The organism is Methylocystis sp. H4A (assembly GCF_015709545.1).
GTDB lineage: Bacteria > Pseudomonadota > Alphaproteobacteria > Rhizobiales > Beijerinckiaceae > Methylocystis > Methylocystis silviterrae.
This window is the reverse complement of record NZ_JADNQY010000009.1, coordinates 1-23,932: the sequence shown is the minus strand read 5'-3', so window position 1 is coordinate 23,932 and position 23,932 is coordinate 1. Positions and strand designations below refer to the sequence as shown.

Genomic DNA, 23,932 nt, shown 5'->3' with positions numbered 1-23,932 from the left:
CGCACCCGCTGATGTTACTCTTGGCTCACTTCCCGAACATCCTCTTTTGCCGCGTCGCGTAGTTCGGCGCGAAACTGATCGCGTTTTTCGTGGACGGAGGCGATAACGTATCCTACTGGAATACCTAAACCTACAAGTGCAGCCTCCGAGATTTGAAGACTGGCCTCGACCGTCTCGGGCACGGCATCAGTCACTCCAATTGCATAGAGGTGCCGTGCATGTTCGGTATCTCTTGCGCGCGCGACGATCAGGACGTCAGGCCTGAGTTTTCGGACGCCAAGAACGATCGCGTCTACGCTCGATTCCGAACCGATGGTCACAATGACAGCCGCGGCTTCCATAATCCCGCATGCTTTCATAAATGCCGCATGTGTCGCGTCTCCGAAGTACACTTCATGCCCGTTCGTTCGGTCTCCTGCCACCGAGGCTGCATCTCTATCCGTGGCGATATAGGGAATGTTATGTTCCTTCAGGAAGGACGTGACGACCTTGCCGACGCGCCCATGACCGACGACGATTGCATGCTTATACTGTTCGCGCGGCGCCACGTTGAGCGCCGGGTCAATCTTCTTTAGCGGTTCCATTCGAGAATTGATGTGTCGCGCGGCAGCGGACAACGCCGGAATGAGAATCATCGAAAGCGATGTGACAGCTAGAACGAACGATGACAGTGCAGGGGTTATAAGCCCGAGGCTTTTCGCCAGCCCCAAAGCGACAAAAGCAAATTCCCCGCCGGGGCCAAGTAGGAATCCAGTTTCGATAGCAACGCGCCACGATTGGCCGAATGCCTTCGACAGTCCAATGATGATCGCCGCCTTGAAGGCGATGAGGCTGCATACGATTGCCAAGATGGTGAGCGGATCGCGTGCAATCTCCCGCACATCAATGGTCATCCCCACCGTAAAAAAGAAGATACCAAGCAATAGGCCCTTGAACGGCTCGACGATGGCCTCGACCGCCTTGCGATATTCGGTCTCGGCCAGAAGGAGCCCCGCGACGAATGCTCCAAGCGCCATGGACAGGCCCTCGACGGCGGCCAGCACGCCCGTGCCGATGATGACGAACAGAACCGCCGCCGTCAGTAGTTCAAGAGATTCGATGGATCCAACAAGACGGAAAAGAGGTCGCAGCACTACTCTTCCAACCAGAACGATGAGCGCAATGGCCATCGCCGCATGGGCCAGTGTTATGCCAATGTTCGCCGCAAGCGAACCTTCAGTGTTCGAGCCGAGGATCGAAACGAATATAAGTATCGGAATCACGGCCAGGTCCTGCGCCAGCAGGATAGAAAAGCTTGCTCTGCCTGCCCCTGTGGGCAGCTCGCCGTGTGCTGCAAGAATTTCAAGAACGATCGCGGTCGAGGATAGCGCGAGGCAGGTTCCAACGATGATGGCGACCGATGGCGCCTGTCCAGTCCAGGCGATGATGACGGAAAGCAAGCACGACGTGATAACGACCTGCGATCCGCCAAGCCCGAAAACGAGTCGCCGCATTGAAAGCAACCGATCGTAGGAAAGCTCCAATCCGATAAGAAACAAAAGAAAAACGACGCCAAGTTCGGCGATGCCGCTAACATTTTTTGCATCGACGACGGTGAACCAGTAGAGAAACGGCAGCTTGTCGATGAATGAACCCAGCCCGAGCGGACCAAGGAGCGCGCCCGCTCCCAAATAACCCAGTACCGGGTTCAACCCGAGATAGCGCACCAAGGGAACGACGACGCCGGCAGTCCCTAGAACGACGAGAGCATCGCTATAGACCGGTATGTTGATTGTCGCAGCCAAATTACCTCCCAGAGTTGCACGGTGAAGGATTACGAATCTCCTTAAGCTTCATACACCGCAATTGGGCCTTCAACGATCGGCAATCTCAGTGCGCGCGGCCAGAGTTGCGAGCGCTAGAATATTGGCGATGACCGAGCCTTCGACTTTCGACCCCAGGGGGCCGGCAACCCGCTGCTCGCAGGAGTCTCCATCGTTAAGCTCCAAGGACGGGCCATGCTGGCACGGCTCCAAGGCAAAACGATCGGTCAGAACCGCACGCGTTTCTGCGAACGCGCCTGCGTCATGCTCAGCATCTCAGCGTAGTCCTAGGCATTCGCATTTTTATGGCGCTGCCCATCACCGTCGTTCTAATATGCCACAAACGCTGACGTTGCGTCTCGACCTGCGCTGAACGAAAAAATGGCCGCCTTTGCCGGCAGGATCGAAGTCTGCGTTCGCCGAGCTGGAATGCAGGCACATTCGGGTTTTCATCGAATGCGTCAAGCGAGGCTTCTAATGCCTGGCGCGCGAGTCGCGCACTCCAATTCAATTTGCGCGAGCATATTTCTTCCGGGCTCGCGCGGCAGCGAGCGCCTGCATATGATCGTTACGTGTTTTGGAACTTCCGTAGCCGTTCAGGGGCCTGCTCGTCAACTTGCCGGCGTCGCTGAACGCGAGCAAAGCCTGCATTGCCAACCCTGTAGGATACATACTTGCGATACTTGTCGCGTTTGATCTTCTCCCGGTATCGAGAGTTTGCTTCACTCTTTGGCGAGACAGGCCTGCCGCTTCCGGGGGCTGGGTTATTCCCGCCTCGGGCGGGAAGTAATGGCTGTCCATGTGGATAGGAAGGTTGTGAGAGGTGCAACATGGGATTCGTCGAAGATTTTATCTTAATGAACGAGTTGCGTGCGACGAAGATCGCGTTTGCAAACCTTCCTCCCTCTTCACAGCAGATTGCACTTCGGGAATTTCGCGATCTCACATCTAAAAGCGAATCGTGCGACTCGAAAGAGACGATTTCGGCGACGGCGTTCGAAGCGGCACTGCGGCGCCAAGAGCTTGGTCATACCGCAAACGCAATACCTGAATGGGTTGGAGCTTGCTTAGCCGAAAGTCATTTGCTTATGTGGCAAAAGGCCTGGAGCGGCAATTCCAAATGGCAGTCCAAACTTGCAGAGCTTGAAGCGTGGATTGAGCAAGCAACCTCTGGCGTCCAAAAAACCTGATGGATGCGACGCCGACGTTTGCCGCCATTTCTTTCGGGAGTTCGCGCTCGGCGTTGGTCTGCCAGTCCGCGGCATTTCGTGATAAATCGGTTTCACGATGCTACATCCCCGGCTTTCTTTCACCGTAGAGAGCGGCCGATGACGTTCAACACGAAGGCTCTGCCGATGTTGAGCGATGACGAGCCGCTGCCCGTGAGACGGAATGTTGAGTCGTTAAATGAACCACGCGGTTTCGACAGCATCTGCGAGAACTGCCGACCTACAGAGCGCTGATACGCGCCTTCGAAACCGTCCACGTACAGATTGTTTTGAGTGCTACCTTTGACCAGCGGGGCGGCCTTGGCTGAGACGCTTTCAGTCCGGTATCGGCCGCCATGATCGGCAGTGTTTATCGGCGCGCATCCGATCCACGGATTGGCGCAAGGCATTTCACGTCGGTCTCGATGCCATATTCAACACGTTCTCAAAACAGTCAACGCAATATGAACCTTGGCGCCGGCTTAGATCTCGGCGCAATGAAACATGTCCGTAGGTAACACTCGCTCTCTCGCGCACCCGGCTCAGAAAGGTATCATCGACGACGCGCGGCGACGTAAATGAAACTGCGTCCACCCTCTGCTTCGCCTAGGTGATGCGAACGAGGCGACGAGCGACACGGCGCCCGTGCAGCTAACTCTATGATTGCGTCGGCGAAGGTCGGAATGCGCTCGCCGCGCAGATCGCACTTGGGCGCATCGAGCGTGTGCCCGCGCTCAGAATCGAGCGCTCGGCACACCAGCGCATAAGCGCCGCGATGCACCTAAGAGCTTCGAGGTCTCGCCGGGATTGTTGAACAACTTGTTCCCAGGAGTTCGATCTGGAAACGTTGACAAATCTACACCGTGATCGCCGGTGATCGTGAGATAGCGCTGCGAGCGATAAAGCTCGACGTGCGCAGGATCGCTTTTGATCGTGCTTTCGATCTTCCCGCGCGCAATCATGCAGATTCCGGTGCCGGATGGGCTTACCTCTGAATAGTTCTCTGCGAGATTGACAATCTCCTGCGCCCACGGCTCGATCTGGCCGGTCTTAACGTCACGGCATTTGTCGAGATCGACGCCGGTGTAGCCATCATCTTCGGAAAGCACAAAGCCGACGCCGGCCAGCCGATATCGGCGAACGGCCGCTGCGGCCTGCGCATAACTGCTCCAATCCTCGGGGCGGGAATGCGACGCGCCTCGACCATTGTGGGGATTTACAGGCGGCTTAGTCGGATGCAGCAAACCATCCTTGTCGGGACGTGTATGTCACGACGCCGAGCCGCTTGCGATGAGCGGTCGTCGTCCCCAAAAAACTAATAGCATCCCTACGAGGATAAGTCTGATGTCAAATGCAGAGACAACGAAAGATCTCGTTGGCCAATCGATCAGAGAGATCAAGCGGGGAATCGACACGCTGGCCGATTCGACGAAAGCGCCGCTTGAGGCCGAAAGCCTTGAAGTTCAGCAGAATATCCAGCACGCAATTGACCAAGTGAAGGACGCTGTGTCGGTTGCCCTCGATTGTCTTACTCAGTGCAGCTCAGTGGACCAATTGCGAGGCTACGCAAATGAGGCAATGGGCAAGACGAAGCTAGCCATAGCTCTCTCTACGCGCTCTCCGGAGCTTGCTGTGGCCGGAATCGTGCAGCAAGTCATAGGCGATTTGCAGAAGTTTATAGGCGAAGCAAAAAACGCCGATGAAAAAGAATAGCACGGTCAGCTTGCATTCCCGGCATCGGCGTCTATCTGACCCGTATCCGCAGGCGCCACATGGGCCGGCAAATCCTTGGTTCTTCATAGCCCGGTCGTCGCCGACTGGGCTTTTTCACGCATCGCAGCCGCACAACGGGAAAATTCGCTCAGCCATCAACCTTGATCACCAATTTCTTGGTCCGTGTGTCTATGACCACGACGTCGGCCGCTCGTTTCGTCGCTTTGACCTGCTTGGCGACCGCGACAGCGTCGCGGACATCATAGAACCGGTCGTGTAAGACCTCGTCGACGCGGACTTCAAAGGGACATTCGACGAGCTTTGTCGGCGTTAATGCGTTCATGAGCGTCGATAGAAATACCCCTCACCCGCCGGAGAATTTGAGTTTCATAGGTGTAACAGGGTCAGCAGCGATCAGTCTGGATCGTCAGGCCTATGCCGCCAGCCTATGAACATGCACGTCGTGGCCTCCATTGTTCTGCATGGCAGACATGGCGGCGCGTTCATGTTCTTCGGTCCGGGTTCGCACCCACAGCAACAGCCCGCCGCGCGCTAATTGCGCCTGCACCCAATTGCGCTGACGACGTCGAATGAATGCGCCGACGCCCACGCCAACTAGGCTGGCGGCCATACCAGCGCCAATGCCCGCAACGATCGCCTCGGCGAAACTGCCGTAGATGGTCCAAATGGCGATCGCGCCAGCAATGGCGCCAACATAGAAGAGCAGGCCGATGAGCGCAGCTTTGCCTTCATTAAGCGACTCGGCTTCGATGTAGGAAATGCGAGGAGCTTCATCGCTGTCCTCGATTTCGACCGAGCGTTTCGATCCAACCTTTTCGCGCGTCTTCGCGTCTTCGGTGAGCAGGCTGATTTCGGATCGATCGAATCCATGAGTCATCAAATTGTCAATGGCGGACTGCAGCTTATCAAGCGAGTCGAACAGGCCTACGACTTCGGTAAATTCGCGAGACTGTTCGAGCGCAGTCGTTTCATTCGATTCCATGGAGTTTCTCCCGAAGCTCAGTACTCTTGAATCGAAGCCGGCCTCTTTGTGCGCCCTTGCCCATCTGAGCGGTCATTTGCCCTGTGGTCGGCGTCTCAGATATCAGCATGCCCCCGCTTGAAGCCTTCGACAAGGCCAAGCGCTAACGGAGCCCCGGAGAAAAGCTCTTCCCAGGACAGATGCTGCGTGAAGCGTCCGCACGTAGGCGGCACGATAGCGCCAAGGCCACATAAAGCCAAAAAAGCCTCGCAAGCGCACGTCCGAACGGCGACGCTCCATTTGCAAGGTCTGAGCAGCGGGACCCTGGGCGTGAACCTGAAAAAAGGCCCACGGCTGTGAAACCGCGGGCGAGGTCGCTGCAAACGTCACTATGATGCGACGCCGGCCAAATAGTTCTGAAGCGCGCCGAGGCAAACGGGGCTGCGAGCTGCGTCACGACGGCTTATTCCCGGACGTCATGCGGTTGCTTACCATTGCCGCCCGCCTATGATCTGGGATTGTGACAACTGCGCCCTTTTTATTAACCGGGAGAATGACCGATGACAGCCCGCACCGAGAGCGAGATTTCCGCCATTTCCGGGGCCGCAGTCGGCGCAACGGTTGGCGCCTTGGTTGGTTCACTGTTCGGCGTGATCGGAAGCGCAGTGGGAGCATTCTTGGGGGCAACGATTGGCGCCGCCGCCCGTCTCGCGAAACACGCCTGATGAACCGCCGGCTCGCAGCGGCGTCGCCGCCGAGGTCCCGCGCAGCGCGCTATTGAGCATTCGACGTCGCCGTCGCGTCCTTGACGCACTTCTTCGTGAAGCTCGTCTTGGCGGCGCCCGCCAACTTTTTCTCGACGGCGGCAGCTTCGCAGGAAGCAGCGGCGGTGTCCCTTTCGCACTTTTTCATGAAGCTGTTCAGCGCCGCGCCATGCAGTTTCTTCTCGGTAGCCCGGGCGGCGCAGTCCGGAGCGGGAGGCGGCGTTTGAGCGGAAGCCGCAGCGGAAACGCCAGCGGCGAAGATCGCGGCGGCCAAAATCCTTTTCAACATGTTGTCTTCCTCAAAGGTGCGCGTTTTCACTGCTAGAACAACCAAAGAAGGGCGACCAGAGAAGCCATCCCAAGGGCGTCAAACACTATCCCTTCCCAAGTCGGGCCGATCCATATTCCGAGCGTGAGCAGGCCGACTCGACGCACACAACTCCAACGAGTTGAAGGACCGAATTCATAAGATTCTCGAAGACGGCGCTCATAATCTCATCGTCGATCTCGGTCAGGTCCAGTTCATCGACAGCTCGGGTTTAGGAGCGCTGTTGTCCGGTTATAAGAACGCCAACCTGCGTTCGAGCGCATTTGCGCTGGCGGGTCTGCAGCCTCGCGTCAAGTCGATGTTGGAACTCACCAGGCTGCACCGCGTATTCGATATCTACCCTGGCCTGCAGGACGCGCTGGGCAGTTAAGGCGGAGGGGCCGGCTGGCTGATATGTCCGAGACAATCCTGAACTTGGATATCGTTGTCCCAAACCAAACGCGCTACCTGCGAGTGGTTGGAAACATCGCCGAACAGATCGCCAAGGAGCTGGACACACGAAATTGCGACCAGGACACTTTGGCGTACCACCTTAATCTCGTTCTCACCGAAGCGGTGGCCAACGCCATTGAATTTAGCGGCGGCAGCGGCACAAAAGAGACCGTCAGAATATGCCTATCGATCGAAAACAACGATCTTTGGGTTCGAGTCTATGACCACGGACAAGGTTTCGATCTCGCGGCCGTCCCGACGCCCGACTTCGATGACTTGAGCGAACGTGGGCGCGGGATCTTCTTTATTCGCTCCTTAATGGATTCTGTTGAGTACCACAGCACGGACTCCGGCAACGTTCTCGAGATGCGCAAGAAGCTGACATAACCAGAACCGGTTACGGCTTAGGGCCTTGCTCGACGCCGACAACGGATGGAAGGCGACGCCGCAACCGCAATTCGACCATGGACTGGGAAACGAATCTTTCAAATTTCCTCAAGCGCGCGGCCCGGAGATTGCAGCGGGAGCCGCCACCCTATTCGATCGAGCGCGCATTCCCCGCGAACTATCGTCCTTTCAACTCTGCGCAACGCGCCGGTCGCGACTTGCTGTTGCTGAGCGCAGCGGCGAATCGTAGGCGCGACGCCGTCGATGTGCGTCGGCTGACCGACGGCGCCGTCGCACGCCACGAGATCCGAATTTTCAGCATGAGGGAGCGCCCTCTCGACGAGCTGTTGCCGATCTTGCAAAATTTGGGACTTCGTGTCGTCGATCAGGTCCAATTCAAAATAACGCTCGACGCCGAACGAGGGTTCATTCGCAGCTTCCTCGTCGAGCCAGGGAATGAAGGCGTCGGCGTCCTCCAAGCCTCCGCCAAACAACTCCTGCGCGCGCTGGACGTCCTGCTCGCCGGCCAGGCGGAGGACGACGCTCTGAACAGGCTGACCTCGCTCGCGGGATTCGATTGGCGGGAGATCGATCTATTTCGGACCTATTGCAATTATTACCTCCAGCTTGGAGGCCGTCTTGGACGAGGCCGCGTTTACCAGGCGCTCCTGGACAATGTCGAGGTCGCGCGTCTGCTGCATCGCTATTTCGAGGCCCGCTTCGAACCAAACGGCGTCGCGAAGAACTCCTTTCAACTTGAATTGGACACGTTGACATCAATCCGGTTGCAACTCATCGCCGGCCTCGACAAAGTCTCGGACGTAAATGATGATCGCATCTTGCGCGATCTCTTCAATCTTATCGACGCCACCCTGCGCACGAATTTCTATTTCCGTGGCGATCGGGTCGATCGCGGCATTGCAATTAAAATCGATAGCCTTGGCGTGATTAACATGCCGAACCCAAGGCCGATGACGGAAATCTACGTCCACTCGCGCTTGATGGAAGGCGTGTATTTGCGCGGCGCCAAAGTGGCGCGCGGAGGCGTTCGCTGGTCGGATCGCCCGGACGATTTGCGTGGTGAGATTCTCGATCCAATGGAAACGCAAATGGTCAAGAACGCCTTGATCGCTCCTCAGGGCGCCAAAGGCGGGTTTGTCCTCAAGCGCCCTTGCGCGGACCCCAAACAGCGCGAGAGCCTCGCGAAGGCGGCCTACGGTGATTTCATTCGAGGATTGCTGGATCTGACCGACAATTTGGAGAACTCGCGAGCGACGCATTCGCCCGAACTCGTTTGCTATGACGACGCCGATCCCTATCTTGTCGTCGCCGCCGACAAGGGGACCGCGACATGGTTGGATCACGCCAACGAAATCGCGCAGTCGTATGGCTTCTGGCTTGGAGACGCCTTCGCGACCGGCGGATCGAATGGGTTTCACCATAAAAGACTCGGCATCACCGCCCGCGGCGCCTGGGTCTGCGTGAAACGGCATTTCCACGAATTGGCACGCGACATCGACGAGCAAGCGTTCACCGTCGTCGGCGTCGGCTCGATGGATGGCGATGTTTTCGGCAACGGAATGTTGCAAACGAACAATATTCGCCTGCTCGCGGCATTCAGTTCGCGGCATATATTTATCGACCCCAGTCCCGACCCGCTGCCTTCCTTAGCGGAGCGCCGCCGCTTGTTCGACACGCCGAATTCCACCTGGCTGGATTACAATCCGGAGCTCATTTCCGGGGGCGGAGGGGTGTTTCGGCGAGACGACAAGGACATTCCACTGAGCACCGAGGTGCGAGCGTGGCTTGGCGTACGACATCCCTCGATCGACGGGGAAGGCCTCATCCGCCTCCTGTTAACCGCGCCCGTGGACCTGTTATGGATGGGTGGCGTCGGCTCCTATGTCAAGGCGAGCTCCGAAACCAACGAGAGCGTCGGCGACCGCGCCAATGACGGCGCGCGCGTTGACGCGATCCAGCTTCGCGCCAAGGTCGTTGGGGAGGGCGCGAACCTTGCCTTCACTCAACGCGCGCGCGTTGAATATGCCCTGAACGGCGGTCGCATCAACACCGACGCGGTGGACAATTTCCGCCGGGGTCGACCTCTCGGATCACGAGGTCAATCTCAAGATTCTCCTGCGCTCGCCTCTTGTCGGCCGACCCGATGTCCTTGGCGACAAGGATCGAAATCAACTTCTCAATGCGCTCACCGACGATGTCTGCACATCCGTGCTGAATGACAATTATCGGCAGAGCCTGTGCCTGTCGTTGGACAGCGAGCGTAGTCTCGAAGATATCGGACCGTTCATGGATCTCGCCGATCAACTCGAGAACGTGGGGCTATTGGATCGAACGCTCCACGCCTTTCCGTCGCGCAAGGATGTCTTGGCTCGCGCCGGAAAGCGACTGACAAGGCCGGAGCTCGCCTTGCTGACGGCCTATTCGAAGTTGGCTGAAGCGGACTCTGCTCGAGGCCGCAAGCTTTTTACAAGGGGAATGGGCCAATGATCTTCTCGCCGGTTATTTTCCGGAGGTGGTGCGCTCGCGCTACGCGGATCACTTGAAGGATCATCCGCTCGCGCGAGGGATCGCCGCGACGATGATTTGCAACAAGGTGATCGATCAAGCAGGCGGCTGCTTTCTCCTTTGCAGCGAAGGGCTGGTTCCAGACCTGCTCATTGACGCGGTTGGGCTTTATTTGGCCTTCGACCAGATTTTAGAGGGCGATCGATGGCGCGACGCCGTGCGCGCCCTGGACGGCAAAATGACGACCAGCCGTCAGTATGAATATCTCCTGCAGCTCGAGAACGCCCTGGCGTACCTGTGCCGCTGGGCATTGCAGTGTGGCCGACGCCTCCAACCACGCAAGGACGAAATCGCCGAATGGCGCGGATATCTGCGAGACTATCTTGATCACTTCAGCGAAAGCGCGGAGTTCGCGATTTTGGGTTCGACTGCTCCCGAGGTCTCGCGGCAATTGTTCTTGAACAGGCTGCGCGACTTTCCGATTCTGGTGGAGCTGTCTCAGTCCGCGGGGCAGGACATCCGGGTTGCGGCCGAGCTTTACGACGACGCGGTCGTTCTGTTTGGACTGCGTCAGATCGCAACGCTTCTGGCCGAAGTTAAGGCGCGGAACGCCTGGGAGCGACGGTTGCAGACCGCGCTCGACGACCGGTTTCGCGGGGCGCCGGCGCGCGTAGCGTCGTTCGAGTTGCGAATGGGTTTGCGAGAACCGCCGGCGTTCTTCCGACGTCTTGGGTTCGAGTCTCATTTGGCCAAGCTTCAGCGATCGCGCGCCGAATTGATCGAGGCGGCCATGCCGACGCTCGCGGCCTTCGCGGCCTTCGGCGCCGAACTCGACACGCTGATCGATGCGAGCAGCGCGGTGTGCGACGCCCGCGCGGCAGCCTAGATGATGGAGACAGAGCCAACAACGCGCTCGGCGTTGCACGATGCAAAGGAGTTGGCGCCGTGATCAAAAACCCGCCTGCACGCTCGATCCTCGATGCATTTGACGAAGGCCTCTGCCTGCTGGACGAGGCCGGCGCGCTGCGCGCGATGAATGGCGCGGCTGAACGGTTGACTGGTTACGCGGAAAAAGAGTTGATCGGCCATCGGTTGGTCCCGAAGCTCGAAATCTCGAGCAGAAAGGACGATACGCGTCCGGCCGCGCCGGCGCTGGACCCATCAACGCCGTCGGGCGCGGGGTTGGACATTCGATTTCGTCGCAAGGATGGAAGCAAGGTCGACGCCGTCTGTGCGGCCTATCCGCTTGGGAATAGCGCCACAGGGGCTCTGTTGAAGCTTCGCCCCCCTGAATCCACGCCAAGCGAAGACGTCGCGCTGCGCGACATCAAGGTAAAGCTCGAAGCCATCTTCGGTAGGATGGTCGATGGCCTTGTCGTCATCGACGAAGGCGGCAAAATTCAATTGTTCAGCGCGGGAGCCGAGACGCTCTTCGGCTATCGCGCGGAGGAGGCGCTCGGCGCCAACGTCAAGTTGCTGATGCCTGCGCCATATCGCGACGCTCACGACGGCTACCTTTCAACGTATCGCGAAACCGGCGTCAAGAAGATCATCGGCATAGGCCGGGAGGTCTCCGGACGGCGCAAGGACGGCTCGACCTTCCCAATGTATTTATCCATTGGCGAGATCTGGTTGGAGGGGAAACGATACTTCGTCGGGGTCACTCACGATCTGACCAGGCTAAAGCGCGTCGAGGAGCGGCTTATAACCCTTTCGGCGGCAGTGGAGCAGAGCCCCGCCGCTGTGATGATTTCGAACAAGGAAGGGCGTATTGAATATGTGAACAACCGTTTCGTCCATTTGACGGGGTACGAAGCTGACGAACTGATCGGCCAGAATCCACGTCTGCTGCAATCGAATCATAAGGCGAGCGAGCAATATCGCCGTCCCTGGGAAACCATTTGCGGCGGCAGCGAATGGCGCGGAAAAATCCAGGATCGGAAGAAGAGCGGCGAACTCTATTGGGCGCAGGAAACGATTACGCCTTTGCGCGACGCTCGGGGCGAAATCACCCACTTCTTGGCGATTCAGGAGGACGTCACGCAACAAAAGCAGGATAAGGAGGCGCTCGCCGAAAGCGAACAACGTTTCCGACATGTCGCGGAGATGGCCGGCGAATGGCTTTGGGAACAGGACCCGCGGGGCCGCTACATCTATAGCAGCGTCGCGGTGCGAGACATTCTCGGGTTGGAGCCGGAAGAGATCCTGGGAAAAAGCTATCTTGACTTATTCGCAGGGGAGCCCCCCGAACATTGGATGGCGGAGCTTCCTTCCTATTCGGCCGAAAATTGTCATCCGTTTCACCGGCTCGTCAATCATTACCGTCACAAGGACGGGCATGACATCTACACCGAGTCGACTGGCTCCCCGATATTTGACCCCAATGGCGAGTTGATCAAATGGCGTGGCGTGGACCATGACATTACAGCGCGAAAGCAGTACGAAGACGCTCTGCGCGTTCGCAATCGCGCGATCGAATCCGTGCACATCGGCATTGTGATCTGCGATGCGCGAATTCCTGGAAACCCCAATATTTACGTCAATCCGGCGCTTTCTCGCATCACGGGCTATACGCGCGAGGAGCTGCTCGGACACAGCATGAATCTGCTGCAAGGCCCCGAAACCGATCCGGCGGCGCTCGATGAAATTCGTCGCGCCATCTCCAAAGGACAAAGCTGCGAAGTTACGCTGAAGAACTACCGAAAGGACGGCTCCGCCTTTTGGAACGAGTTGCTGATCTCGCCGGTCGTGGACGACGCCGGCGCAATCACGCATTATATCGGCATCCAGACGGACGTCACCGAACGGCGCAAAGCGGAGGAGAGCCGGCATGAATTGGAGATCGCGAAGCATATTCAGCTTTCGTTGCTGCCGGACGCGCCACTTCGCCTGCCCCGCGCCGAACTGGCCGGCGTTTGCCTACCCGCAACCCATGTGGGCGGAGACTATTTCGACTATTTTGACAATTCCGGCGGCGTCGATGTCGTGATCGCCGACGTCTCCGGTCACAGCGTCGGGGCGGCGCTCATCATGACCGAAGTGCGCAGCACGTTACGAGCCGAAACCCGCAGATCAATTGGCGCGCCAACTGGCCCGGCGCAGGTTTTGCGCGATTTGAATGAGCTACTTCATCACGACCTCACTCGGGCCGAATTGTTCATCACGATGTTCTATTTCCGTTTTCTGTCCGAGACCCGAACCTTGAAATATGCTAACGCCGGCCACAATTCTCCGTTGTTGCTGCGGTCGTCCCAAAGCGCCTGCGCCTTATTGGACGCGGATGGCCTGGTGCTTGGCGTGAAGCGCGCCGTCGATTTCGAGGAGCGTAGCATCGGACTTTCCGCCGGCGACAAGCTCCTATTCTACACCGACGGAGTCACGGAGGCCCAAAATCGCCGTGGCGATTTCTTTGGCGTCGATCGCCTATGCGAGGCGTTCAGGGCGCACCGTGATCTTGCGCCAGAAACGCTGATCACCGAAGTGCTGGCCGATATGCGCGAGTTTTGCGGCGACGCGCCTCGAAGCGACGATATCGCGATGGTGATCATGGAGATTTCGTGAACAATAGATTCCGCCAACTTCGCCCCTATATTGAACGGATTCTGGGCTCCGGCAAACGCGGTACGAGGAGACGCCGAGCGGCGGGGGGCTCGACACCGGTTCCATGGGGGCCGTTCCGTGGCGATCGCTGACTCCATAAACCCGTCCCAGCGCCGCAAGGTCGGACTTGCCTTGAGCAGCGGCGTGGCGAGAGGCTGGGCGCATATTGGGGTGATACACGCCTTGTCGCGCCTTGGAATCGGATTCGACATCATGGCAGGCTGTTCAGCGGGCGCGCGTCGGCGCATGCTATCTCACACGACAACTCGACGAATTGGAAAGCTGGGCGCTGTCGCTAAACAAGCGGAACATCTTGAGTTACCTCGATTTGCATTTTGGCCGCGGCGGACTGCTCAGCGGAAACAGAATCGTCACCGAAATACGACGATTTCTCGGTTCGCGCCGCATTGAAGATTTGCGGATTCCCTTTGTCGCTGTCGCAACCGATTTGGTGACCGGACATGAAATATGGTTGCGGCAGGGCGACCTCGCCGACGCGGTGCACGCGTCCTTAGCCTTGCCCGGATTGTTGCCGCCCACGGAAATCGAGAGCCGCTTGCTTGCAGACGGCGCGCTGGTCGACCCCTTGCCTGTCGCGGCTTGTCGCGCGTTGGGCGCGGATATGGTCATTGCGATCAAATCTCAACACCGACATCATTGGCAAATCGCGCAGCACCGCGGCGAATGTTCGGACCGCATTTGGGTTCGTTCCGCTAACGCTTACGCAAGGCATCACCAATATCTCGAACGCCGCGCTTCCGACCGGGCTAACGCGTGGAATTTTTCAGCAGGAGAGAGACCGACCGAGCTTGTTCGGCGTGATGTCGACGTCTTTAGGCATCATGCAGGATCGCCTGACGCGTTCACGCTTGGCGGGAGACCTGCCTGACGTGCATATCACGCCGCGCGTCGGCCATATCGGGCTGCTGGAGTTCGATCGCGCGAAGGAGGCCGGGAAGGTGAGGATGCAGTCGAACGCAAAAGGATCGAATTGGCCGACTCATTGCAGGCCATGAGCATGGGAGTCGGAAAAGGCTGGGAGTAGCAAATTTTGCGGGTTCGCCGCACAGAACGCTAATCTACGACGGTCGTCCATTCGATCGACAATGACGGTGATATCCCGCGCAAAATAGAGATTCAGACGCCAAGCGTCGCGCTCATAGGGTTATCCAAAGGCTTGCGCAATATCACCGATGAGATGGCGGCCGCCGACGTATTTCGTCAAAAAAAGGCGATAGATCGGCCCATGCCGGAGCGGCGACCGGAAAACCGGCCCAAGGAGCCTGTTGTCGCAACAGACGATCGGTCTGAAGCCCTGTTTGCGCCCAATGTCCTCGGAAATGCCGCATTTACCGAAATGCGGCACCAGCCAAGCGCCGCCCAAGGCGACTTTCCCGTCGAGACGTGAACGCCAAAAGCGTTCTGGACGATCAGCGCGATATCAGACACGGCTCGACGATCAACGTGCTCGCGCGCCCCAACACGACGCCGAAGTCGGACAAGAGAGCCAAAGTCATCATTGCGTTGTGCCGAAGGTAGGACGATTCCGCTCCACAATCGTCGAGCGCGCGCCGGCTATGCAGAAACTGGCTTGGCGCGTGGAGCTTATGGATGGAGATGAGGAGACGATCGAATCCGGCGCAAGCGCAAGACAGCATAGAACCGCCGTTTGTCGCTTTACACGATCATCGGTTCGTCAGATATCGTGTTCGGCGTTGATCGACGATCTCGACGTCAGCGCGTCGTACCAGCTTCCCTTGCGCCTGCCGTTTCGACGGTGGTTGACGACGCCGCCAGCGAGAATGATCTCGATTTGATCGGACGTCAGACCGTGTTGCGTCTCTATTGTGACGTTCGCGGATTGCAACACGATTTTCCCGCTGCTTTCGAGCTTCTGGCGCAAATCCGGGATCTGGAGCGTATCGTTCGCCTCCAACCGATCATAGTCCGTCGACTCGACGAAAAGGAGCGGAAGAATTCCATAGTTGATGAGGTTTTGCCGATGGATTCGGGCGAAGCTCTTCGCAATCACGATCCTGAGGCCGAGATAGCGCGGCGCCGCGGCGGCATGCTCGCGAGAGGAGCCCTGACCGTAGTTCTTGCCGGCGACGACGGCATGTCCCGCCTTTTGACCGGTGGCCCTCGCGCGATCGACATAGGTCGGGTCGACGCGTTCGAATGAAAAGTCAGCGATCTTCTGGAGATTGGAACGATAAGGCAATGCCTTCGCTCCCGCCGGCATAATTTCGTCGGTCGAGACGTCGTCTCCCATCTTGAGAAGCACAGGCAGCTCCAATTCATCGGGAAGCGGATCTAATTCCGGCAGCGATTTGATGTTCGACCCCTTTACCAATGTGACTTCTCTCGCTTGCTCGATCGGAAGCGGCGGCTCGAGCAGTGAGGGTGGCAAACACGGGATCGCTGGTTGCGAGAGTTTCGGATAGGCAATGCCCAGCGTCCTCGGATCGATGATCTTGCCGACGAGAGCGGATGCAGCCGCCGTTTCCGGAGAACACAGGAACACCGAATCTTCTTCGGTTCCCGAACGTCCCGGGAAATTGCGCGGCGTCGTGCGAAGCGAATTCCGTCCGATCGCCGGAGCTTGCCCCATGCCGATGCAGCCATTGCATCCGGTCTGGTGAATTCGGGCGCCGGCGGCGACAAGCGCGCCAAGCCGCCCATCATTGATCAGCATCTGCAGCACTTGCCGCGACGTCGGATTCACATCGAAGGAGATGCCGGGCGGGACCGTTCGCCCCCGGACGATTTCCGCGGCGATGGCAAAGTCCCGCCACCCCGGATTGGCGGAAGAGCCGATGTAGGATTGAGCGATCTCTTCGCCTTGAACTTCCCGTACGGCGACGACCTTGCCAGGACTCGACGGCTTAGCGATGAGCGGTTCGAGTTTCGAGAGATCGATGTGATCGTGCTGGTCATAGCCGCAGCCGGTGTCCGCGGAGATTTCACACCAGTCTTGCCCCCTTCCCTGCGACTCCAGAAACGCCAGCGTCATTTCGTCGGAAGGAAAGACGGAGGTCGTCGCGCCAAGCTCTGCGCCCATATTGGCGATCACATGCCTGTCCATCGCCGTCAGGTTACGCAGCCCAGGGCCATGGTATTCGATAATCTTGCCGACGCCACCGGCAACGCCGTGACGCCGCAGCATTTCGAGGATGACATCCTTGGCGCTGACCCAATCCGGTAGCGAGCCCGTCAACTCCACGCCGAATATCGCCGGCATTGTCGTCGAATAGGGTTCGCCCGCCATTGCGAGCGCGACGTCGAGTCCCCCGGCGCCGATCGCTAGCATGCAGAGCGAACCAGCGGCCGGCGTATGACTATCGGAGCCTAGCAGCGATTTACCGGGACGCCCGAAACGCTCCATGTGAACGACATGGCTAATGCCATTGCCGGGCCTCGAATACCATATCCCGTATTTCCGGCACGCACTTTCCAGGAAGAGGTGATCTTCCGCGTTCAGATTGTCGACCTGCAAGAGATTGTGATCGACATATTGAACGCTCACCTCGGTCATCACTCGATCCAGCTCCATCGCTTCGAGCGAAAGCATCGCGAGCGTGCCAGTCGCATCCTGCGTGAGAGTCTGATCGATTCGCAGCGCAAGCGGTGCGCCAACTGGCCCGCTCCCGTTCACACGGTGGGATTCGATCAGCTTCTGGGCTACGCTCAAGGCCATTGCGGACGCCGAAACGGCTGCTTACGAGGCGCTTCATCTTCTCTTCGCAAAGAGATAGAGCGGCAACGCTCGATTGGCAAAGGTGTTTCCGAAATTGTCACACACACGGGCTGCCGACGCAGGTACGACTTTTCCAAGACAACTCTATCATTTTCGCAAACTGCGGCTATCACGCTATGAGCTGCATTGATCATTTGCCGTGCGCTTTCGCGACACCTCGACCGCTGCCGGGTAAATTGGTTTTGGCGGGCGCTATTGCGTCAAATCCGCGATCTCTCCGTGGTCCCTATCAACTGTTACACGGATAGAACGCATGGCGACCGCAGAGACACGACTAACGGATTGGCTTCGTGACGCCCAGGCAATGGAGAAGCAAGCCACGACAATGCTCGACGCACTCGCTGAGGGGATCGAAAACTACCCAGATGTCAAAGCGCAAATTGAACGCCATCTCCAAGAAGCACGGGATCAGGCAGCCGCACTGCAGGGGTATGGAGAGCGGAGCGGTGAAGGCGGGCCAAGTTGGAGAGAATCGGCAGGACAATGTGTCGCTATGGGGCAGGGTCTTAGCGGCGCGTTCGTGGGCGATAAGCTCGTCAAACGAGCCATCACGGAGATTTCATGCTATAATATTTTAATTGCCTCAGCCGCGTCTGTGGGAGACGAGGAGACGCGTGGAGTTTGTGAGGATATTCTGCTTCGAGAAAAGGCGATGCTGAATTGGCTCATGAATTACCTTGCATCCGCAACCGTCGAGCACCTCGGTCGTGAAGAGACACCCGACGGAGAAACCTCGACGCTTTCCAAGCCGTAAAGACGAAGGGATCGGCCCAGCCTCTCTTCGATCGCGAGCGCTGCGTCGCGCGCGCCTGGTTCAACTACTGTCGCCATGGCGACAGGGGTAGAAACCGCTTGGGCGCCGCTGCCGAAGCCTTACTTTTTCCATCACGAATCTCAGGCGCCACCGGCTCTCCCGGGGCACTGGTCACGCCCTAAATTCCGGGCTTGCGCAACGAGGCCGGCAATGCCCTGTCACCGAAATCAATCACTGATCGTTGGAGGATTTTACCCGTCGAGTCGATGACCAACTGAAAGCGCCGACCCTTATAGAAAAATGTCAGCCGATATCGCCCCGCATCCTCGTTCTCACCCTTCTCGCAACGGCTCGTCACTTCCCCGTCGCGCATTAGCGATTGAACCGCAGGGATTTCAAGATCAAGCCCATGTGCGATAATTGCGGCGGGAATCTGAATCGTATCGTCCTCGAACGCGATCATCGTAGTGGAGGCCGCGCCCAGGAGCGTCGACGATGGATCTGCTGCATCCGCGCTCATTTGTCTTGTTCCAGCCCAAGCCGCGTCGCTTGAATTACATCCCAAGCGCCCTCACAACGATCTATAACGCTGCGCTTTCCTCCCAGTACGGGCGCGCGCTGTAGTGCTGATGCACACGCATCTCCCAATCCCGATCGCTCCAGCTGTCGTCGCTGAATTCAGGGGCGGCCTCGAGCTGCTGCTGGGTGACGTTCGTGATGTAGCCTTCTCGCGATTTTTCGAATTTGAGTGAGCTCCATGGCAACGGGTGGTGGCCTGGGCGCAGGCACATGAAACCGCAGAAGTTTACTACGGCATAGCGCGCTTGCCCCGAGATCTCATCGATCATCAGGTGGTCGATTTCGCCAATCTCCTTTCCGCTCGGATCATAAACCTTAGCACCCACGACGTGTTCGCTCGAGATCAGATTGAACTTCGGATGGGCAGTGGCGGTAGCCATTTTCCAACTCCTATGAAGGTAAGTGGGGTCGAGCGCCACCTTCGACGTCGCAAAAGAACTGTCGATCCGAGCGCCTTGTTGGGACGACTTCGAACGCGAATTGCGATCGACAACTTTTGCACCTCGTCTCGACGGGTTTCAGGATGGACGCGAAGGCCGGCATCATGCTGCACAAGATAACGCACGAATCGGGAAAAAAAGTTGCTGGCTGGGCAATGGTCGCCGTCATCAGATGTTCGAACAATCATAAGCGGCGCAGCGTTGTTCGAGTTGTTGGGCCCTGAGTTTCGAGGGAACATACGCGTTTTCAGGGCGTTGTCTCAACGGATCGCTCGGGCGTCATCATGAGTCTCACATCGGAACGCGACTTCACGATAAATTTCGGACCAGTGCACCCAGCGGCTCACGGCGTGCTCCGACTTGTGCTTGAACTAAACGGCGAGGTGGTCGTGCGCGTCGATCCGCATATGATTCTTGCATCGGGGAACCGAGAAGCTGATCGAAAACAAAACCTATCTACAAGCGCTGCCCTATTTCGACCGCCTGGATTATGTCGCGCCGATGAATCAAGAACACGCCTTCTGTCTGGCGACGGAAAAACTGCTCGCGCTCGAGCTTCCGAAACGAGCGCAACTCATCCGCGTGCTGTTTTGTGAGATCGGTCGGCTTCTTTCTCATCTCCTCAATGTCACCACGCAGGCGTCGGACATCGGCGCCCTCACTCCGAATTTGTGGGGCTTCGAAGAGCGCGAAAAGCTGATGGTGTTCTATGAGCGCGCCTCCGGCGCGCGCATGCACGCCAACTACTTCCGTATCGGGGGCGTGCATCAGGATTTGCCCGAAAAGCTTCTCGACGACATTTATGCTTTCTGCGATCCTTTCTTGAAGGTCTGCGACGATCTCGAAGGCCTGCTTACGGATAATCGCATCTTCAAGCAGCGCAACGTCGACATCGGCGTCGTGACGCTCGAAGACGCATGGGCCTTGGGCTTTTCTGGCGTGTTCGTCAGAAGCTGCGGCGCGGCGTGGGATTTGCGCAAGGCGCAACCTTACGAATGCTACTCGGAATTCGACTTCGGCATTCCTGTCGGCAAGCATGGCGATTGCTATGACCGCTATTGCGTCCGCATGGAGGAGATGCGGCAATCGACGCATATCATGAAGCAGTGCCTGGAGAGACTGGCGTCAAGCGAAGGCAACGGACCGATCGCGGTGGATGATCATAAAATAACGTCGCCGAAACGCGCCGACATGAAGCGCTCGATGGAGGCGATGATCGAGCAATTCAAACTCTACAGCGAAGGGTTTCATGTGCCAGTCGGCGAGGTCTACGCGGCGGTTGAGGCGCCCAAAGGAGAGTTCGGCGTCTATCTCGTCTCCGATGGCTCCAACAGGCCGTACAGGTGCAAGATCAGAGCGCCCTCCTTCGCGCATCTTGCCGCCGCGGATTACCTTATGCGCGGTCATATGCTGGCCGACGTGTCGGCGATCGTCGGCTCGCTCGACATCGTCTTCGGCGAAATCGATCGATGAGAGCGGCGCTGACAAATACGGCTCGCACGCCCTGCCGCGGCGGCGTTCCGCCGCTTAAGCGTGAAGAAGCCGAGGCGCTTCGAGCAAATGCCAAGGATTGGGAATTGCTCGACGATGCGCATCGCATCGAGTGCAAATTTCGCTTCGTCTTGAACGTCATGGCCGCAGGACGAAGGCGCTGGACGGAGACGCAGCCTCGCCCTGCGCAGACGCTTGCCGGAAAGGGTTGGCGCGCCTGCTTTGGCAAATGCGAAGGAGATCGAGAAATACAATTCAATGGGCCTGTTCAAGCTCTAGACAACAGCACTACGCAGCAACTTACGTCCGTTGAGCCAAGTGGGAAACGCTTTCCATGCCTCATCCTCTTCGTATCGAAGGTTACGCCATCGTCTCCGAGGATGGCATGCTCGCGAATGCCGCGGGGATCATGCCCGACACGCTCAAGTTCGAGGCAGATCAACACTTCTTCGAACGCGGGCTCAACGGAGTTGATGTGGTGGTGCATGGGCGCCATTCCCACGAGCAACAGTCGCGATCGTATTTGCGCCGCCGATTGATCATGACCAGGCAAGTTCCCGCCATCGCTGCCAACCCGTCGAATGAAAAAGCACTGTTCTGGAATCCGGCCGGTGCTTCATTCGAGCAAGCCTTGGCTTTGCTCGGGACGCCAGAGGGCAGCATTGGCGTCATTGGCATCATTGGCGGTACGGAGGTGTTCGGGATGTTCCTGGACCGTTATGACGTTTTTTATCTGTCGCGGGTACCAGATGTACGATTGCCCGGCGGGCGACCGGTCTTTCCCGACGTGCCCACGCGGACTCCCGAAGAAGTGCTCGTAAGCCATGGCCTCGAACGCAGCCGGCGGCAGGTGCTTGATCCAGAAAGAGGCCTGGCGATCGTTAGCTGGCAACGTTCGTCAAAGCTCGGTTGACAAGACTGCCGGAGTTCGAAAGCGATCGCGCCCTTTGGCCTGGTGTAGCTAAAGCGGGAAGACCACCGCACTTTCCGGCATTGGCCGACGAGAAAATGGTCTCGGCCTCGTCCATGAGGGCGGCGAGTTTTGAAAGCGTGGCGCGGAGCTGAGCGGCGACCTTGCGCCACTGCGCTTTGGCCGCCGCGGCGGCGTCCTGTGCAAAGGCGGTGGCGATGAAAGCGGAAACCGTCCTGGACGAGACCCGCCTGAAACGACGGACTGGTTCACCCCGCCAGCGAATAGAACTGCTGCGCTGGACGCAATCTGCCCGTCGCGCGCAACTGGCCATTGCGGATCATGTGCATGAGTTTGATACTGCCAAGGGTTGCCGCAGTAGGACCGGAACGATTTGGATCCCAGCATTGGCCGCGCAACTCGCTTGACGGCTCAGTGATCCCTGTTCAACGACAAAGGATGCGGCGACGCCCCCGGCCAAGAGCAACGGCCCTACTCTGTGTTCCGACGCCGCGGCGCCGAGGACGATCGGCAGCGGAAGCAGGACGCAAGGGGAGAGGATCGACAGAATCCCCGCCAGAAACGCGAGGCCGAGGGCGGCGATGATCGAGCTACCCCACCTGGGTGAACAGCAGATCGTCGATGCAGGGCGTGTCAAAACCAAACGACTCGGAGTCTTCTTCGTCCAATTCGCGCCAACCTTTAAACAAGCCGCAGTCGATCAGAATTCTGCGGTCGCTACGTCGCGCGGCAGGCCAAGCCGCGCTGCCCTTTCCCGCCAAACTCGTCAACACGGGACTGGGTCTCCCTCATTCTGTGTGGGTCGACATCGATTTCTGAAACGGATTTGTCTCGACGGGTGTCGGGCGATAGCTTTGTCTTATGCAAGAGAAATTTGGCTGGGCTCCCGGACTTGGCGTGCGAGTTTTAGACGCCGTGCAGGCGGACGGTCATTGGAGCATCATGGCGATGACCGAGGGTCCCGGCAGTTGCCCTGACTGCGGCCAGCATTCAACCCATCGGCACGGCTGGCATGAGCGTAAACTTCAAGACCTTCCGGCGCAAGGAGCGAGCGTGACGCTGAAGTTGCGTATGCGGCGTTGGCGCTGTTGCAATAAGACGTGTGAGCGGCAGACGTTTGTCGAGCGGTTGCCTGAAATCGCTACCCCTTTCGCGCGCCGGACGCAGCGCGCTTCCGAACTGCTTCATCTCTTCGGGCACAGCGTTGGCGGCCGTCCAGGCGAAAGGTTGATGAATCGCATCGGCATGCCGACCAGCGACGATACGATCTTGCGCCATCTCAAGCGTCGAGCAAAAGTGCGGGGCGCCGAGCTAGGCGTTCGGGTGGTCGGAATCGACGATTGGGCTTGGCGAAAGGGTTCCACATACGGGACCATCGTCGTGGACTTGGAACGGCGCGAAGTGATCGATGTATTGCCGGATCGCTCCATGACCGGAACCGCAAATTGGCTCAAGCAGCATCCCGAAATCGAGATCATCAGTCGTGATCGCTGCGGTTTGTTCGCTCAGGGCGCCCGCGAAGGCGCGCCACAGGCGCGGCAAGTCGCCGATCGCTTCCATATCCTGCAGAACCTACGCGATGTTATTCAGGCGCAGCTCAGCCGCGCCACAGGATCATCTGCGCGTCCTTTGTTGCCTGGGCAGGACGGCGACGACGAACGCGATGTGATGATTTCTCCCAGCCTGTGTCAGGACACATCAGAAATTGAGAAATCGGCCTGTTGAATTTCAATGCGTTACGAAACGCTGCTGATTTACGCGTATACATTTGAATTGAGAAAACGCCCGAATGATGTACAGTTGAATTGAGAATTTGCGGCTCAACCATTTCTCATGGACGCGGCCGAAAAATGAACAGCAATAATGAGAACGCGCCCTGCCCTGATGACGCCGACACGACGGGGTCCGACGACCCGCAGTGGTTAGAGGCATGTCGACGCGAGGAGGCCATCAGAGAATTGTTAGGCCGCTCCGCGGGCGACCGGCTACGAACAAGCGACGTCGAAGATGTTGCTTTGGACCTCGGGATCAGTCGCGCGACACTTTATCGCCTCGTCGCGATCTATCGCGAAACGCCCACCGTTGAGGCGCTTCAGCCGAAGCCGCGAGGCCGATCGAAAGGGGCGCTCGCTCTCGACAAATCGCGTCATAAGTTGATCCGCCAGACGATCCGGGAAGTCTATCTGAAGCCGCAGCGTCCAACGCTGACCCACCTCGTCGAACAAATCCATTTGCGTT

Annotated in this window: 19 protein-coding genes and 7 pseudogenes; 15 read left to right on the top strand and 11 right to left on the bottom strand. The window is 58.2% G+C overall.

Going from position 1 to position 23,932, the window contains the following annotated elements; genetic code table 11:
* Positions 1–14: 14 nt before the first annotated feature.
* Positions 15–1,784, bottom strand: a complete 1,770-nt coding sequence (locus IYW40_RS00725; RefSeq protein ID WP_175095902.1) for a cation:proton antiporter — start codon at positions 1,782–1,784, stop codon at positions 15–17.
* Positions 1,785–2,632: 848 nt separating this feature from the next.
* On the opposite strand from IYW40_RS00725, the gene IYW40_RS00720 reads away from it, so the two are divergent.
* Positions 2,633–2,992, top strand: a complete 360-nt coding sequence (locus IYW40_RS00720) for a hypothetical protein (RefSeq protein ID WP_175095903.1) — start codon at positions 2,633–2,635, stop codon at positions 2,990–2,992.
* A gap of 752 nt (positions 2,993–3,744) precedes the next feature.
* On the opposite strand, the gene IYW40_RS00715 is transcribed toward IYW40_RS00720, so the two are convergent.
* Entirely contained in the window at positions 3,745–4,254 is a 510-nt protein-coding gene (locus IYW40_RS00715) for a hypothetical protein (protein ID WP_196399019.1), read from the bottom strand.
* 100 nt (positions 4,255–4,354) lie between these two features.
* Between IYW40_RS00715 and IYW40_RS00710 the strand changes: the two genes are divergently transcribed.
* Complete coding sequence (locus IYW40_RS00710) at positions 4,355–4,723, top strand: CsbD family protein (protein ID WP_175095905.1); 369 nt, start codon at positions 4,355–4,357, stop codon at positions 4,721–4,723.
* A 148-nt stretch (positions 4,724–4,871) separates the two neighbouring features.
* Here the strand turns inward: IYW40_RS00710 and IYW40_RS00705 are convergent, their stop codons facing one another.
* Positions 4,872–5,066: a hypothetical protein gene (locus IYW40_RS00705; protein ID WP_175095906.1), complete on the bottom strand. Its 195-nt coding sequence runs from the start codon at positions 5,064–5,066 to the stop codon at positions 4,872–4,874.
* 90 nt (positions 5,067–5,156) lie between these two features.
* Positions 5,157–5,726 carry a hypothetical protein gene (locus IYW40_RS00700; protein ID WP_175095907.1) on the bottom strand — a complete coding sequence of 190 codons (570 nt, stop codon included), beginning with the start codon at positions 5,724–5,726 and terminating at the stop codon, positions 5,157–5,159.
* A 539-nt stretch (positions 5,727–6,265) separates the two neighbouring features.
* Between IYW40_RS00700 and IYW40_RS00695 the strand changes: the two genes are divergently transcribed.
* Positions 6,266–6,430: a hypothetical protein gene (locus IYW40_RS00695; RefSeq protein ID WP_170162625.1), complete on the top strand. Its 165-nt coding sequence runs from the start codon at positions 6,266–6,268 to the stop codon at positions 6,428–6,430.
* 49 nt (positions 6,431–6,479) lie between these two features.
* Here IYW40_RS00695 and IYW40_RS00690 read toward each other — a convergent pair whose 3' ends face one another.
* Positions 6,480–6,758 carry a PsiF family protein gene (locus tag IYW40_RS00690; protein ID WP_196399018.1) on the bottom strand — a complete coding sequence of 93 codons (279 nt, stop codon included), beginning with the start codon at positions 6,756–6,758 and terminating at the stop codon, positions 6,480–6,482.
* 139 nt (positions 6,759–6,897) lie between these two features.
* Here IYW40_RS00690 and IYW40_RS00685 point away from each other — a divergent pair.
* The 7 genes and pseudogenes from IYW40_RS00685 to IYW40_RS00665 form a co-directional block, all read left to right on the top strand.
* Positions 6,898–7,167: pseudogene (locus tag IYW40_RS00685) on the top strand (STAS domain-containing protein); the annotation flags it as partial.
* A 23-nt stretch (positions 7,168–7,190) separates the two neighbouring features.
* Entirely contained in the window at positions 7,191–7,616 is a 426-nt protein-coding gene (locus IYW40_RS00680; RefSeq protein WP_196399016.1) for an ATP-binding protein, read from the top strand.
* 77 nt (positions 7,617–7,693) lie between these two features.
* Complete coding sequence (locus IYW40_RS21520) at positions 7,694–9,856, top strand: NAD-glutamate dehydrogenase domain-containing protein (protein WP_246720561.1); 2,163 nt, start codon at positions 7,694–7,696, stop codon at positions 9,854–9,856.
* Positions 9,747–10,124 (top strand): hypothetical protein, encoded by a 378-nt coding sequence (locus tag IYW40_RS21515; protein WP_348644211.1) that lies wholly within the window; start codon positions 9,747–9,749, stop codon positions 10,122–10,124. Before IYW40_RS21520 ends, IYW40_RS21515 begins: the two co-directional genes overlap by 110 nt.
* Entirely contained in the window at positions 10,057–11,028 is a 972-nt protein-coding gene (locus IYW40_RS21510; RefSeq protein ID WP_348644210.1) for a hypothetical protein, read from the top strand. Before IYW40_RS21515 ends, IYW40_RS21510 begins: the two co-directional genes overlap by 68 nt.
* A 59-nt stretch (positions 11,029–11,087) precedes the next feature.
* Positions 11,088–13,703 carry a PAS domain S-box protein gene (locus tag IYW40_RS00670; RefSeq protein WP_348644209.1) on the top strand — a complete coding sequence of 872 codons (2,616 nt, stop codon included), beginning with the start codon at positions 11,088–11,090 and terminating at the stop codon, positions 13,701–13,703.
* 313 nt (positions 13,704–14,016) lie between these two features.
* Entirely contained in the window at positions 14,017–14,631 is a 615-nt protein-coding gene (locus IYW40_RS00665; RefSeq protein ID WP_281432848.1) for a patatin-like phospholipase family protein, read from the top strand.
* Positions 14,632–14,946: 315 nt separating this feature from the next.
* Here the strand turns inward: IYW40_RS00665 and IYW40_RS21505 are convergent.
* Both IYW40_RS21505 and IYW40_RS00660 read right to left on the bottom strand, forming a co-directional pair.
* A pseudogene (locus IYW40_RS21505) lies at positions 14,947–15,084 on the bottom strand (methionine gamma-lyase); the annotation flags it as partial.
* 354 nt (positions 15,085–15,438) lie between these two features.
* Positions 15,439–17,439, bottom strand: a complete 2,001-nt coding sequence (locus IYW40_RS00660) for an aconitate hydratase (protein ID WP_196399015.1) — start codon at positions 17,437–17,439, stop codon at positions 15,439–15,441.
* A 313-nt stretch (positions 17,440–17,752) separates the two neighbouring features.
* Here IYW40_RS00660 and IYW40_RS00655 point away from each other — a divergent pair, with 313 nt between their 5' ends.
* Positions 17,753–18,253 (top strand): DUF892 family protein, encoded by a 501-nt coding sequence (locus IYW40_RS00655; protein WP_196399014.1) that lies wholly within the window; start codon positions 17,753–17,755, stop codon positions 18,251–18,253.
* Positions 18,254–18,431: 178 nt separating this feature from the next.
* Here the strand turns inward: IYW40_RS00655 and IYW40_RS00650 are convergent, their stop codons facing one another.
* Together IYW40_RS00650 and IYW40_RS00645 are read right to left on the bottom strand one after the other, a co-directional pair.
* Complete coding sequence (locus tag IYW40_RS00650) at positions 18,432–18,773, bottom strand: DUF6522 family protein (RefSeq protein WP_196399013.1); 342 nt, start codon at positions 18,771–18,773, stop codon at positions 18,432–18,434.
* Between the two features lie 61 nt (positions 18,774–18,834).
* Positions 18,835–19,212, bottom strand: coding sequence for a PRC-barrel domain-containing protein (locus IYW40_RS00645; RefSeq protein WP_196399012.1), 378 nt, complete (start codon positions 19,210–19,212; stop codon positions 18,835–18,837).
* 344 nt (positions 19,213–19,556) lie between these two features.
* On the opposite strand from IYW40_RS00645, the pseudogene IYW40_RS00640 reads away from it, so the two are divergent.
* Positions 19,557–20,745: pseudogene (locus IYW40_RS00640) on the top strand (NADH-quinone oxidoreductase subunit D).
* Positions 20,746–21,097: 352 nt separating this feature from the next.
* A complete protein-coding gene (locus tag IYW40_RS00635) occupies positions 21,098–21,676 on the top strand; it encodes a dihydrofolate reductase (RefSeq protein WP_196399011.1) in 579 nt (192 codons plus the stop codon).
* Positions 21,677–21,776: 100 nt separating this feature from the next.
* Here IYW40_RS00635 and IYW40_RS00630 read toward each other — a convergent pair.
* Positions 21,777–21,911: pseudogene (locus IYW40_RS00630) on the bottom strand (IS256 family transposase); the annotation flags it as partial.
* Between the two features lie 213 nt (positions 21,912–22,124).
* Positions 22,125–22,280, bottom strand: a pseudogene (locus IYW40_RS22000) (cytochrome c biogenesis protein CcdA); the annotation flags it as partial.
* A gap of 275 nt (positions 22,281–22,555) precedes the next feature.
* Between IYW40_RS22000 and IYW40_RS00625 the strand changes: the two are divergent.
* Positions 22,556–23,329, top strand: a pseudogene (locus IYW40_RS00625) (ISL3 family transposase); the annotation flags it as partial.
* Positions 23,330–23,544: 215 nt separating this feature from the next.
* Positions 23,545–23,932 (top strand): annotated as a pseudogene (locus tag IYW40_RS00620) (hypothetical protein); the annotation flags it as partial.

What these genes read in the sequence shown, in the direction of transcription:
- IYW40_RS21520 (WP_246720561.1), top strand. Translation starts at nt 7,694, where the DNA reads ATGGACTGGGAAACGAATCTTTCAAATTTCCTCAAGCGCGCGGCCCGG.
- IYW40_RS00655 (WP_196399014.1), top strand. Translation starts at nt 17,753, where the DNA reads ATGGCGACCGCAGAGACACGACTAACGGATTGGCTTCGTGACGCCCAG.
- IYW40_RS00695 (WP_170162625.1), top strand. Translation starts at nt 6,266, where the DNA reads ATGACAGCCCGCACCGAGAGCGAGATTTCCGCCATTTCCGGGGCCGCA.
- IYW40_RS00710 (WP_175095905.1), top strand. Translation starts at nt 4,355, where the DNA reads ATGTCAAATGCAGAGACAACGAAAGATCTCGTTGGCCAATCGATCAGA.
- IYW40_RS00705 (WP_175095906.1), bottom strand. Translation starts at nt 5,066, where the DNA reads ATGAACGCATTAACGCCGACAAAGCTCGTCGAATGTCCCTTTGAAGTC.
- IYW40_RS00635 (WP_196399011.1), top strand. Translation starts at nt 21,098, where the DNA reads ATGCCTCATCCTCTTCGTATCGAAGGTTACGCCATCGTCTCCGAGGAT.
- IYW40_RS00645 (WP_196399012.1), bottom strand. Translation starts at nt 19,212, where the DNA reads ATGGCTACCGCCACTGCCCATCCGAAGTTCAATCTGATCTCGAGCGAA.
- IYW40_RS00700 (WP_175095907.1), bottom strand. Translation starts at nt 5,726, where the DNA reads ATGGAATCGAATGAAACGACTGCGCTCGAACAGTCTCGCGAATTTACC.
- IYW40_RS00680 (WP_196399016.1), top strand. Translation starts at nt 7,191, where the DNA reads ATGTCCGAGACAATCCTGAACTTGGATATCGTTGTCCCAAACCAAACG.
- IYW40_RS00690 (WP_196399018.1), bottom strand. Translation starts at nt 6,758, where the DNA reads ATGTTGAAAAGGATTTTGGCCGCCGCGATCTTCGCCGCTGGCGTTTCC.
- IYW40_RS00720 (WP_175095903.1), top strand. Translation starts at nt 2,633, where the DNA reads ATGGGATTCGTCGAAGATTTTATCTTAATGAACGAGTTGCGTGCGACG.
- IYW40_RS00660 (WP_196399015.1), bottom strand. Translation starts at nt 17,439, where the DNA reads ATGGCCTTGAGCGTAGCCCAGAAGCTGATCGAATCCCACCGTGTGAAC.
- IYW40_RS00650 (WP_196399013.1), bottom strand. Translation starts at nt 18,773, where the DNA reads ATGAGCGCGGATGCAGCAGATCCATCGTCGACGCTCCTGGGCGCGGCC.